This is a genomic window from Kitasatospora sp. DSM 101779, from assembly GCF_025655475.1.
Taxonomy (GTDB): Bacteria; Actinomycetota; Actinomycetes; order Streptomycetales; family Streptomycetaceae; genus Kitasatospora.
Window position 1 is genome coordinate 331320 of sequence record NZ_JAHTIK010000001.1, and the last position, 11678, is coordinate 342997.

Sequence of the window (11678 nt, forward strand, 5' to 3'; positions counted from 1 at the left end):
TTGCTCAGGTCGCGTAGAAGAAGCCCGCTTCGAGTCCGAAGCGGAGGTACTCGTCGAGCCGCAGCAGGAGGTCGCTCTCCCGCTGCGGGGTGAACAGCAGATGGGTGGCGCCCATCTCGCTCTCGTCGTCGGCACCGCGCCGGACGGCGTCCGGGGTGGCGGTGCCGAGCTGGGCGTACGCGGGGTCGCCGAACCGGAGCGAGGTGAAGTACGGGCGGGTGCCGGGCGGGTCTGCGGGGTCCGGGCGGCAGCGGTGGCGGCGGCCGGTGCGGGAGTCCGGCGGCAGGTAGCTGAAGCGCAGGCATCCCTGCTGGCGACGGCGGGCCCACACGGCGGCCTCCCGGGCGTCGCCCGGGGCGAGTTCGGCGACGAACAGGGAGTTGGACGCGTCGAGCTCGACGGCGTGGATGCCGCCGACGACGGTGGACTCGTACAGGTGGAGGCGGCTGCCGGGCTCCACGCCGCCGCCGGTGGCCTGCGCGGTCGTGTCGGGGACGGTCCGCGGGCCGCCGTCGGGCGGTGCGGCGCGTCCGCAGTGGGCGACGGCCGTCGGGGCGGAGGCGTCGACGACGCAGTCGGTGAGGGTGATGTCGGCACCCTCGACGGCGACGATCGGCCCGAGGACGCATCGGTTCAGCCGCACGGTGGCGAAGGGGTCGAGGACGAGCAGGGAGGCCCGCTCGGGGTGGGCCGGCCGCCCGTCCGCGGTCCGGCTCTGGCCGGGGACGAGGGTGCAGTCGTTCAGTTCCACGGTGCGGCTGCCGCCGTCGCCCTGCTCCTCCAGGACGACGGGTCCGTCGGCGAGCAGGAGCCCGTCGAGGACGACCGTGGTGCGCGGGCCCATCGCGAGCCGCAGGCCGTCCGGGACGACGACCGTGGGACGGGCGCCCTCGTCTGCGCGCACCCACACGACGGTGTCGGGGCTGCCCGCCCCGGCCGTGGTGGTGCGCACGGTGTGCAGGTCCTGGTACCGGTCGGAGTCGGTGAGGCGCAGCGTGCCGCCGCCGGCGAGCCCGTCGAGCAGGGCCTGTGGCGCCGCGCCGTCGGCGGCCTCGCGGTGCGGCGGGGGTGGCGTCGCCGCGCTGCGCGCCGAACCCCGGGCGCCCAACGGCACGGCGAGTCCGTAGTGGTGGGTGGCGACGGGCTTGGTGCCCTGGGGGACGGCCGTGCCGAAGGACACCCGTCCGAGCTCGGGGTCGACGGCGACCTTGCCCGGGGCGGGCTCGTGCGCCCATGCGTCGCCGCCGGGCACGTCGGACAGGTCGCAGACGGTGACGTCGGCGGCCGGCACGGGGGTGAAGTCCCAGGTGCCGGCGGCGTTGCGCACGCCCGTCGACAGCAGGAGGTGACGCTCGCTGCCGTAGGAGGCGTCGAGGTGGGCCGCGAGCCGGCGGCGGGTGAGCGGGAGCGGGACGTCCTCGGGCTCGGCGAGGTGGGTGATCTCCTCCTCGGTGCGCGGCGCGCCGAAGAGTGTCGAGTCGCTGCCCAGCGTGTCGAATCGGTAGCGGCGCCGGTCACCGGCGGCGTGCGGGGTGAGCGGTGTCCGGTCGAGGCGCACGGCCTGGGTGCGCCACAGGAAGATGCCGACGTTCGGGACGGCGTAGCGACCCGCGCGGCGCGGTGGCGGGGTGGCGACGGCGCGCACGTCGGCGGTGTGGGCGAGGTCGTCGAAGGCCCCGTTCATCCGGGTGCCCCAGGACAGGGCCTCCTGGTCGCGCATGCCGGGGGTGGCGCGTGCGTGCGGCCTGGTGTGGTTCATGTACTGGGTGGTCACCAGGCGTTCGAAGAACTCGACGGTGCGGGCCGGCCATCCGGTGACGTCCCGGGCCAGCTGCTCCAGGGCGGCGGCGGTGCCCTTGCGGCGGCGGTAGGCGATGGTGTGGGCGACCTCTGCGCGGGGCGAGCGCACCTTGTCCGCCACGCCGTGCAGCGGGCGGTAGCCGACGAGGTCGCCGATGTACGGTGCCACCCAGGGCGCGCAGGTCTCGATGAACTGGTCGTCGTAGAGCTGTTCCAGGTCCTCCTCCAGGACCTCCAGCTGGGTGGCGAGCACGGCGGCGAACTCGCGCAGCACGCCGTCCCGTTCGGCGTCGCGCAGCCGGTACACCGCCGGCAGCAGGGCGTACAGCCGGTCGGCGGCGGCGGGTTCGGGCTGAGGTGTGGTCACGGCATCTCCTGCAGCCGGTCGAAGGGAGCTTCGGAGAGGGCGAGCACCTCTGCCGCGACGGCCCTGCCTCGGGTGTCGACCGATGCCTCCGCGGCGACGAGACGGCTCTCCAGGCCCGGTCGGTCGCGGTAGAGCAGGTCCAGGTCGACGGCGACGACGCCCGGCACGCTTGCTGCGACGGCGACCACCCGGGAGCGGTGCACCGGTGCGGCGAGGCCGCGGGCGAGCGGCGCGTGGGCGGCCCGCAAGGCGGTCTCGACGGCGGCGAGCACGGTCTTCGCCTCGCGATCCGGGTCCACCCTCACCTTGAGGCCCAGTCGGAAGCGTGCCTGACGGGCCGGCAGGACCTCGACGCGGGCCAGTGGGTCGCCGTACCGGCGCAGGGCCGCCGTGAGATGGGCGACGGTGACGGCGGGGGCGGCATCGCCCTCGGGTCCGCAGACGCTGACGACGATCGTCCGGCCGGCCCGCAGCCGCAGCACGTCGGCCCGGGCGAGCGAGATGCCCGCGAAGGCGAGGGCGAAGTCGGCGTAGTCGCGCAGTGCGACGGCCCGGCCGAGGGTGCGGGTGGCGAGCGGCACGGAGGCGCGGGCGTGCCCTTGGTCCTCGGGGTCGACGCCGCCGTCGGCGGCGACCGGGTTGGTGACGGCCTTGACGCCGAGGGGCCGGTCCATGAGCTGGGAGAGCCGGTCGGCCGGCAGGTTGCCGGCCCGGCCGGTGCCCTTGCGGTACGTGGCACGGATGTTGTGCGAGCCGGAGGGCAGCCGGGCTCCGTGCACGCCGTCGCCGAACGCGACCACGACGGAGCCGTCGGGTTCGTCGCGGGTGGTGCAGACGCGGTCGCCGGGCCCGGCGCCGTACAGGGTGGGTACTTCGCGGCGGGCGACGTCGTCGGCCCGGACGGTCAGCGTGGAGGCGAAGCCCTGCGGGGTGTCGGCGCGGACGTGGGTGAGCGGGCCGTACAGCAGCGGCATGGTCTGGAAGGGGCGGCGGGCGTCGCCGTCGCCGAGGACCTGGTGCACGGTCTCGCCGTGGGTGGCCTTCACGACGTTCCCGAACAGGACGGCGGTCGCGCGTCGGTAGCGGTGGCGGGGCGGTTCGGTCAGCGTGACCAGGGTCCGGTCGCCGGCGTCCCGCGCGGAGTCGAGGACGACGACCTCGGCCGCCGGCTCCCCCGTCCCGCCGTCGAGCCGGCCGGACAGGACGAGCCGGCGCCCCGGGAGCATGGCGGTGGCGTCGCCCTCGACGAGCAGGTCCGGTGCGGTCACGGGGTCCGGGTCGGGTGCCTCGACGACCGTGAGCGGTTCGGACAGGCCGAGGACCGTCACGCCGCGCGGCGTCCGGAAGTCCTGGCCGTCCGCCCGTCTCGCGCCCTGGGGGCGCTGCTCGCCCTTCAGCCTCAGCCGGGTGACGGTGCCCGACACGGCGAACTCCGCGCGGGAGAACTCCGTCCGGTCCACGACCTCGAAGAGCTCGCGGTGGACGTCGGTGCCGCCGTCGACGCTCTCCTGGGAGAGCACCACCCAGGAGCCGGCCACGATGTCGGGCTGCGATCCGTCGAGGTCGACGACGGTCTCTCCGGACTCGGTGAGCTCGGTGACCGCGTGGAAGGCCGGCCACTCGTTGTCGTCCGCATTCCCCCCGTGGACCGCGGCGTATCCCTTCCGGAATTCCTCGTTCATCGCCCGCCACACCGGCGCGTTGTGCCCGAACACCCGCAGCCGTCTGCGCAGGACGAAGGTCCCCGGGCGGGTGACCGGTGCGCTGTCCTGGGTGTCCCGGCCGATCCCCCCGTCCCAGCGGACGTGCGTGCGCCGGTTCGCCGGGTCCGGCTCGACGGCCGTCACCAGCCGCACGTCCCACGTGTCGTGGGCGAGGTCGTCGGTCGCGAAGAGGATCGCGTCGCCGGGGCGGAGGGCGAGCGCGTCGCCGTCGAACCAGGCGTCGACGCTGCCCCTGACCGGCGGGTGGGGCTTGGTGGGGACGACGGGCAGGGCGTTCCATTCGGCGCGGGCGGTGAGCTCCTCCACCGTCTCGAACAGCTGCGGCGCCTCGCCGGGGCCCGGCACGCTCTGGACGCGGAGCCCGGGGAGCAGGTCGACGGCGGCGGGCGGCGCCGGGGGGAGCAGACCGGGGTCGGGGGGAAGTCCGGTCTGCTGCCCGGTCTCCGGGGGCTTCTCCAGCGAGAAGGCGAGGTGGGTCTCGGCCGCGACGCCGGGCGCGAGACGGTAGGCGACGAGTCGGCCGAGCTCCTGGAGCGAGGCGCGTTCGGTGGCCGTGCGAAGGTACGACTCGTTGGCGAGGCGCTCGTTGTAGAAGGTCAGGACGTCGCAGACGACCGCCCAGGCGTCGATGAGGGCGATCGTCGGGTCGCCGGGGTCGCGGGTGAGCAGCCGGGCGAGCCCCGGTCGGCTCGCGTCCGACAGGGCGGTGACCATGCTCGACCGGAAGTCGCCGTGCACACCGCTGCGGTAGGCGATCTCCGTCAGGCCGGGGCGGTTCCCGAGGGTCCCGGGGGTGCGCGCGGAGGTGCCCGAGCAGCAGCCGCAGGTCCCGTCGGTTCCGGCCGGGATCGGCTCGGTCATCGGCCGCCTCCCAGGGTGAGGCCGAGCATGCCGCGCTCGGGGAAGTTCGGGTCGTTGTCCAGCCGGGCGATCTCCAGCCGGCCCATCTCGAGGACGCCGGTCTCCAGGCCGCTGGTCTCCGGGAGGCGCTGCCGCTGGAAGGTGTGGACGTCCACCGACTCCACGCCGGGCACGGCGTGCACCTCGGCGAGGACCGTGGACAGGTGGACCGGCCGGCCGAAGGTGAGCCGGTCCGGGTGGAAGAGGCCGCGGGCGCCTCCCGGCAGGGTGGAGTCGCCGAGCCGGGCGAGCACCGCCGCGCCGACGTCGGACCGCAGGTGGGTGCGTTCCACGCACACCCGCAGCCCGATCTCCAGCGGTACGAACACCGGGCCGTCCACCTCCAGGTCGTAGCCGGCCAGCCGGTAACGCTCCAGGCGGGCGCGCAGGTCCCGTTCGAAGTCCGCGTCGACGGGCTTGCCGCCCCGCCGGTCGGCGGTGACGAACACGCTGTGCCAGGAGCCCGTCCACCGGAAGGTCGCCGCCGCGCGCTGCACCGCGCCGACGCGTTCCGTCACCTCGGCCCAGTCGGCCTCGGTGACCGCGCGTTCCTGCACGGCGAAGGCCCGGGGCGCGTCGCGGCGGATCTCCTCCGCGGACTCGGGGTCCGTCCCGCCCGCGGCGGGGAGCGGATTGGACACCGCGACGATGCCGACGACGTCCGTCACGGCGTGGGTGATCGACTCGGCGCCCACGTTGCCGGCGCGGCCGTTGCCCACCCGGTAGCGGGCGGAGAACCGCGTGCCCTCCTTGGGGCGCATCGCGTGCTCGTCGTCGCCGAAGCGCAGCCGTACCGTCCCGTCGTGCTCGGTCTCGACGGTGAACTCGGCGGCCGCCGCCGGGCTGTCCAGCAGGTCGGGCCGCGCCTGCCACTCCCGGCGGTCGGTGCCCTGTTCGCCGGTGAGGACGACGGCCGGACGCGCCGCGCGGGGTTCGGCGGCGGGGACGGCCGAGGCGGGCGGGGACTGCTCCGACACGAGCAGGTCCTCCCCGGCGAGGCGGACGCGCAGCACGGTCGTGCCGTCGCTGATCGACCAGAGCGGGTCGGCGCCGCGGACGGTGACCGTCCCGCCCGTCGGCTGCCGGTCGTGGGAGCGGAGCAGTGTCCGCAGCTCCTCGCCGTAGACCTGCGCGGTCAGTTCGGCCATCAGGGCTGCGGTGGCGGCCTGCCGGAAGAGGACGGCGGCGGGGTGTGCGACGGTGTGGGTGAGGGGGCCGCGGGCGAGCGCGGGGCGGTAGCGGGCCGGTACGGGGTCCGGCGGGGCGGTCCCGCCCCGGCCTGTCCCGCCCGGTCTGAGCAGGCGGGGCCCCGGGACCTCGCCGAGCGGTTCGCCCCCACTGCCCGGGCCGGGGACGCTCTGCCCGTGGTCGGCGAGGACGATGTTGCCCCAGGCGCGCGCCGTCTCCAGGGCGCCCTCGGCGACGCCGAGGCAGAGCGGGAACGGCAGTGCGTCGTCCTCGTGCCAGGCGATCTCGGTCACCGGCAGTGGATCGGCCGTCCGCGGCTCCTCGAACAGGCCGCCCAACGGGTCCTCGGAGCTCCGGACGTCGACGAGTCGGACGGCCCGGCGCCGGGTCGGGTCGGCGTCGACGGCCCGTCCGGTGGTCGGCGACACGGTTTCGGCGAGCACCAGGACCTCCCCCGCCCTCAGCTGCGGATGGGCGCCCCGCAGCGTCGCCGACGTGGCTCCCGCGGGCAGGCAGCAGCCCCGGTCGCCCCAGGTGTGGAAGCGCATCTCGGCCAGATCGGCGTGCAGCACGGCCGGTTCGACGGTCTCGAAGACGACCGGCCGGGCCGCGAGGGCGGCGCGGTGCTCACGGGAGCCGGGGGTCAGCACCGCCGGCGCGTCCGGCACCGTGGTGAGCAGTGCGGTGCCGGCGGGCAGCGCCACCGCGGTTCCCCCTGCGACGCCGAGCCGCACCCAGACGCGGGCGTTGCATCCCTCGTGGACGCGGTAGTCGACGAGCCGGGCGTGCCGGCGCAGTGAGATCCGGCTGCGGGCGGTCCCGAGGTAGGCCTCGGTCGCCACGGCGTCCTGGCGGTAGGACAGCCCGTCGGCCAGGTAGGCGAGCAGTTCCACGAGCGTCGTTCCGACGTCTGCCGGGTTCCGCTCGGTCCACTCGGGTGCGAGCAGCGAGATCCGGTCCAGCATCAGCCGGCGGAAGCCCTGGAAGTCCTTGGCGAGGTAGTCGATCGCGGGGGTGTCGGGCGGCTCGGGCGGGCAGCTGCGGTCGGGGGCGCAGTCGAAGTCGCTCGGGCATTCGACCTTGAACGCGAACTCGGCCTCGGCGAGCAGCGGGTCGAAGCCGGCGTACGGGAGGCCCGATGCGGGGTCGGCGACGAGGCGCAGCCGGTAGGTGGAGAAGTCCCCGCGCTGCACCGTGCGGACGACGAGCACCCGGTCGGGTTCGTCGATGCCGGCGAGCAGTTCGGGCGGCACGTCGGGGCTGTTGCCCGGGGCGGCCCACTCGACGGTCACGGCCGGGATGCGTTCGCCGCCCTCGACGAGGACGTTGTGCCGGTCGAGTCCGGCGGGCACGGGCCCTACGAGGCGGACGTGCAGGATGCGTTGGCGCAGTTCCCGGGTGGGCGCGGCGGTGTCGAGGACCTCGACGTACTCGATGCCGTTGAGGTGGCTGAGGGGGCCGGCCTGCTGGAGCGCGAGCAGGCGGTGCGGTTCGGCGCAGGGGTAGCGGGTCACGGGCGGCCGCCGGGGGTGCGGAAGGTGGCGACGTGGCGGGTCCGGGTCCGCAGCACGACGTACGAGACGGTGATCAGCAGGGCGGAGTCGGCGACCTCCACCTCGATCCGGTCGGCGGTGAGGACCTGGCCGAGGTGCTGTTCGACGGCGCTCTGCACGAGGTACTGCGTGGTGGCGGCCGCCTCGGGGCCGCCGGGTTCGAAGACGAGTTGCAGCAGCCCTGCTCCGAAGTCGGGCCGCATCACGCGTTCTCCGGGGGTGGTGAGCAGCAGTTGCTCGATCATGTCCCGTACGTGGTCGTCCGGGTCGGTCGTCGCCGTGCGGCCGCTGCCGCCGATGTCGTAGGGGTGATCGATGGTCATGGCGCCTCCTTCATGAGGCGATCGCCCGGGTCTGGGCGGCCAGCGGGGTGAGTGGGGTGCCGGTGGGGGTGCACATCGCGGTGCCGGTCTGCAGGGCGACGGGGGTGCCGCCGGCCAGGACGCGGGCGGCGCCGACGAGCCACTGGGCGGTGACGCAGGGCGGGGTGGGGGTGCCGGTGAGTCCGCACCCGGCGACGACGTACGGGGTGGCGAGGGTGACGACGGGCTGTCCGGAGACGGTCACCCGGGGGAAGGGCGTGGTCGGTGCGGCCTGTCCGGCGTGGGTGCACAGGACGGTGGCGCCGAGGTGGAGGATCGGTCCGGGCATCGGTCACACCACCGTCAGGGCGCCGAGGTTGATGTCGGTGGCCGGTCCGGTCAGGGAGATCGTCGCGCCCTTGCCGTTGCTGATGACGATGCCGACGTCGCTGACCGAGATCATGGCGCCGGTCGCGGTGGTGATCAGGATCCCGCCGGTCGGGCCCGGCGCGTCGCTGATCACCAGTCCGTTCTTCAGCGTGGTCTGCAGGGTGATGCCGGCGATCCCGGGCGGCACGGTGCGGGCGAGCAGGGGGACTTCGGCGGGGCTGCCCCAGTACCCGCCGACCCAGACCGGGTAGTCCGCGTCGCCGTGCTCGTACTCCACCCAGACGCCGGAGCCGATGGGCGGCACGGCGAAGACGCCGGTGTTGATCCCGGCGAGCGGCAGGCAGGGCATCGCCCAGGAGGAGGCGCTCGGCGACACGTCCGGGACGAGGGCCTGGATGCGGCCCATCTGCAGCGGGTCGACGTTGTTGACGACGGTGCCACGGTACTTGCCGAGGTAGCCGGTCACGGCGGGGGTCTCCGTCCGGGTCATGCCGGCACCGCCGGGACGGTCGGGACGACGCCGTTCCGGGCGAGGGAGAACGTCTGGGTGTAGGAGCCGCGCCGGATGTCGTGGGTGACGCGGGTGACGTAGTGGAGGCCGTCGAAGGCGGTGCCGGCGCCGCGCACCCCCACCAGCCTGCGGGAGCGCAGCACGTGGCCGTACTTCGCGACGTCGAGGGTGCCGGTGCCGAAGACGGCGTCGGAGTGCTGGGCGGCGTGGGCGACGCCCTTCATCACGGCGGCGAGCGGGCTGAGGTTCGCGGTGTCGGTCATGCGGTGCAGCTTCGGCGGGATCGGTGGGACGAGGCCCAGGGGCGGCCTGATGGGGGCGATGTCGGGGACGGGCAGGTTCAGCGGCGCTTTGCTCGTGCGCTCCTGGATCGCGACGATGGGAAGCTCCCTCTTCTCCTTGTCGAAGGTGAAGTTGAGGGTGGCGACGTTGTCGTGGGCGGCGTCGAGCCCGACGTTGAGCGCGGGCTGCGGCGCTCCGAACCGGATCTCCGGTCCCCAGTACGCCTTGCTCACCCCCGGCACCGGTCCGGGTTCGATGTAGAAGACGTGGCCGACCTCCTTGGCGAGGGCCGTGAGGTAGGCGTAGTCGGTGCCCTGGTGGACGGGGATGCGGTCGACGGGGATCGGCACGTCCTCCAGCAGGCTCGGGATCACGACAGGCGTACAGCCCAGTGCCGCGTACTTGGCGAGGACGGCCAGGGCGCGCACCGCGGGTGACATCGCCGGGTAGGGGAGGCCGTCCATCGGCACCAGGTCCATGACGCAGGTGAGGTCCTTGCCCTTCACGTGGAGCACCGACGCGGGGCCGGCCGTCGTCATGTCCTGGTGGGTCACCACGCCGTCGACGAGGACTTCGGTGACTCCGCGCAGGGTGACCGCGACGACGCAGCGGAACACCGGCACGGTGACCGGGAAGAACGCCTGGACCGGGGAGTCCTGGGGGACGGAGAAGGTCAGCTCGAATCCGCTCTGGGCGTCGCCGGAGCCGCTCTCGACCTTGAGGCCGGTCAGCGCGTCGAGCACGAAGCGGGGCGCGGGCACGGGGACGGCCGGGCCGAGGAACAGGTGCAGTCGGACGGGGCCCGGTGGCAGGTCACGCATCGGCGGCTCCGGGTACGCCTTCGGCGAGGGTGACGCGCAGTCGGCGCCCCGGCGGCAGGGTCATCCGGGCGGGGTCGACGACGTCGTTGGCGTCGGCGAGCCGCCACCAGAGTTCCGGGTCGCCCAGCAGGGCGGCCGCGGCCAGGTCCCGGCGGTCGCCGTCGCTGGTCGTGTACTCGTGGAGCAGCGCGAAGCGGTCGGAGGCCGGGCACAGTCGGCGGCGGAAGTACGGCACGGGCGGCGCGGGTTCCTCGCCCGGGCCGACCTGGCGGACGTGGACCGTGACGCCGACCTCGGCGTAGCGGCTGGTCGGCGGCAGCGAGGCGGTGGGTACGGCACCGGCCGCGAGAAGTGCCTGGAGCGGGTCGGGCACCTCAGATCACCTCCAGTCCGAGGGTGGTCAGGGCGGCGGAGCCGGCGCGGGCGGCCAGCGCCTCCTTGTTGCGCAGGTGGCTCATGAACAGCGCTCCGCCGCGGTGGGCGAATCCGAGGTCGTCGACGGAGAGCACCCGCATGCCGAGGGTGACCTTGGCGCGGATCGGGTTGAGCGAGGCGTCGAAGGCCTCTTCGGCGATGGACAGCTCGGTCACGCGGACCGGCACGACGCGTTGCCGGCTCCAGACGAACAGCGTCAGTGGTGCTTCCACGGGCAGGACCTCGAGCACGCCCCGGCCGGCCAGGGCGTCGTTCTCCGCGAGTGCGGCGGCCCGCGGGTTGACGAGCAGTTCCAGGGCGGCGAGCTGCGGATGGATGCCGAACTCGACCGTGCCCGGGTTCGCGGCCGGGAACTCGAGCCGGTCGGTCGCGTCGACCTCCGCCTCCAGGCGGAGCGTCTCGACGGCGACGCCCTTCAGTCGCAGTGCCTGGCCGGGGTCGGCGCCGGCGGCCTGGACGGTGACGGTGCGGGTGAGGGCGTCCGGGTTGTACTGGAGCGCGATGCTCTGCAGGGCGCGGCCGGTGGTGGTGTCCACCTGGACGAGGCCCGCCTTGACGACGCGGGGCGAGATCACCGTTCGCCTCCCAGCGCCGTCCAGATCGCCGTCGCGGCCTGCGTCCCGATCTCGGCGGCGCTCCGTGCGGGGGTGCGGGCGAGCCGGTGGCGCACGACGGGGACGGTGCGGTCGGTGAGCCGGGTGGGGTCGGCGCCGGAGGCGAGGGCGCCGAGCGTCCGTTCCAGGCCGGACACCGCGGCGGCGGCCTGGGCAGGTGTCAGGCCGCGCAGGACGACCTCGTCGACGACGATCCGCACCCGCGGCCGGTCGGCGTTCATCGTGCGTCCCGGGTGCTGCGAAGGAAGTCGCCGAGCGACAGCGTGCCGTTGCCCGCTCCGGCCGTGTCCCTGACGGCGGCGTCCGGCTCCGGCGCGGTGGGCGGGTGTGTCGCCGGGGGGACGGCACGGATTTCGATCCGGCCGATGCTGATCGTGACGGCAGGGGCCGGCTCGGCGGCGGCGACCGCGGACGGGTGTGCGAGGGACGGGTGTGCCACGGGCCGGGGCACGAGGGTCGGCGGGAGCGGGGCGGGGGCCGGTGCGGGGCGGACGACGGGGGCGGCGGTGGCTTCCTCGCGCCGCGTCGGCCGTGCGGTGTCCCGGTCGGGCGTCGCGGGGCGCCGTGGTGGTCGGTGCTCGCCCCGCCCGGGTCCACCGGCCGGGGCCGGGGAGGTGTCGCTGCGGGTGGCAGAGGTCCGTGCGGCCGTTGTGTCGGCCGGCGGCCGGGCGGCGGACTCGGTCGGGGCGGCAAGGGGCGTGGCGAGCGGCCGCCGGTACGGCACGGTGGCCTCCTCCCCGGGGCGGCCTGCGCCGCCGGGGAGCACGTCCCGCATCGCGGCGGGCGCGACC

10 protein-coding genes and 1 pseudogene are annotated in these 11678 nt (G+C 74.9%); all 11 read right to left on the reverse strand.

Annotated elements, in window-relative coordinates; translation table 11 throughout:
• Window positions 1–4: 4 nt before the first annotated feature.
• Window positions 5–2167, reverse strand: coding sequence for a hypothetical protein (locus KSNIM_RS01465; RefSeq protein ID WP_263101357.1), 2163 nt, complete (start codon window positions 2165–2167; stop codon window positions 5–7).
• Window positions 2164–4752, reverse strand: a complete 2589-nt coding sequence (locus KSNIM_RS01470) for a putative baseplate assembly protein (protein ID WP_263101358.1) — start codon at window positions 4750–4752, stop codon at window positions 2164–2166. The genes KSNIM_RS01465 and KSNIM_RS01470 overlap by 4 nt, the downstream gene beginning before the upstream one ends.
• Complete coding sequence (locus tag KSNIM_RS01475) at window positions 4749–7493, reverse strand: putative baseplate assembly protein (RefSeq protein WP_263101359.1); 2745 nt, start codon at window positions 7491–7493, stop codon at window positions 4749–4751. Before KSNIM_RS01475 ends, KSNIM_RS01470 begins: the two co-directional genes overlap by 4 nt.
• Window positions 7490–7855, reverse strand: a complete 366-nt coding sequence (locus KSNIM_RS01480) for a GPW/gp25 family protein (RefSeq protein ID WP_263101360.1) — start codon at window positions 7853–7855, stop codon at window positions 7490–7492. Before KSNIM_RS01480 ends, KSNIM_RS01475 begins: the two co-directional genes overlap by 4 nt.
• Window positions 7856–7865: 10 nt before the next feature.
• Complete coding sequence (locus tag KSNIM_RS01485) at window positions 7866–8183, reverse strand: hypothetical protein (protein WP_263101361.1); 318 nt, start codon at window positions 8181–8183, stop codon at window positions 7866–7868.
• Window positions 8184–8186: 3 nt separating this feature from the next.
• Window positions 8187–8714, reverse strand: coding sequence for a phage baseplate assembly protein V (locus KSNIM_RS01490; protein ID WP_263101362.1), 528 nt, complete (start codon window positions 8712–8714; stop codon window positions 8187–8189).
• Window positions 8711–9838, reverse strand: a complete 1128-nt coding sequence (locus tag KSNIM_RS01495) for a hypothetical protein (RefSeq protein ID WP_263101363.1) — start codon at window positions 9836–9838, stop codon at window positions 8711–8713. Before KSNIM_RS01495 ends, KSNIM_RS01490 begins: the two co-directional genes overlap by 4 nt.
• Window positions 9831–10211 carry a hypothetical protein gene (locus KSNIM_RS01500; RefSeq protein WP_263101364.1) on the reverse strand — a complete coding sequence of 127 codons (381 nt, stop codon included), beginning with the start codon at window positions 10209–10211 and terminating at the stop codon, window positions 9831–9833. The genes KSNIM_RS01495 and KSNIM_RS01500 overlap by 8 nt, the downstream gene beginning before the upstream one ends.
• A gap of 1 nt (window position 10212) precedes the next feature.
• Window positions 10213–10848 (reverse strand): hypothetical protein, encoded by a 636-nt coding sequence (locus tag KSNIM_RS01505; protein WP_263101365.1) that lies wholly within the window; start codon window positions 10846–10848, stop codon window positions 10213–10215.
• A complete protein-coding gene (locus KSNIM_RS01510; protein ID WP_263101366.1) occupies window positions 10845–11108 on the reverse strand; it encodes a hypothetical protein in 264 nt (87 codons plus the stop codon). The genes KSNIM_RS01505 and KSNIM_RS01510 overlap by 4 nt, the downstream gene beginning before the upstream one ends.
• Window positions 11105–11678 (reverse strand): annotated as a pseudogene (locus tag KSNIM_RS01515) (hypothetical protein); the annotation flags it as partial. The pseudogene KSNIM_RS01515 and the gene KSNIM_RS01510, both read right to left, overlap by 4 nt.

Coding starts and splice junctions, on each gene's coding strand:
- KSNIM_RS01490 (WP_263101362.1), bottom strand. CDS start 8,714: ATGACCCGGACGGAGACCCCCGCCGTGACCGGCTACCTCGGCAAGTAC.
- KSNIM_RS01495 (WP_263101363.1), bottom strand. CDS start 9,838: ATGCGTGACCTGCCACCGGGCCCCGTCCGACTGCACCTGTTCCTCGGC.
- KSNIM_RS01510 (WP_263101366.1), bottom strand. CDS start 11,108: ATGAACGCCGACCGGCCGCGGGTGCGGATCGTCGTCGACGAGGTCGTC.
- KSNIM_RS01470 (WP_263101358.1), bottom strand. CDS start 4,752: ATGACCGAGCCGATCCCGGCCGGAACCGACGGGACCTGCGGCTGCTGC.
- KSNIM_RS01485 (WP_263101361.1), bottom strand. CDS start 8,183: ATGCCCGGACCGATCCTCCACCTCGGCGCCACCGTCCTGTGCACCCAC.
- KSNIM_RS01480 (WP_263101360.1), bottom strand. CDS start 7,855: ATGACCATCGATCACCCCTACGACATCGGCGGCAGCGGCCGCACGGCG.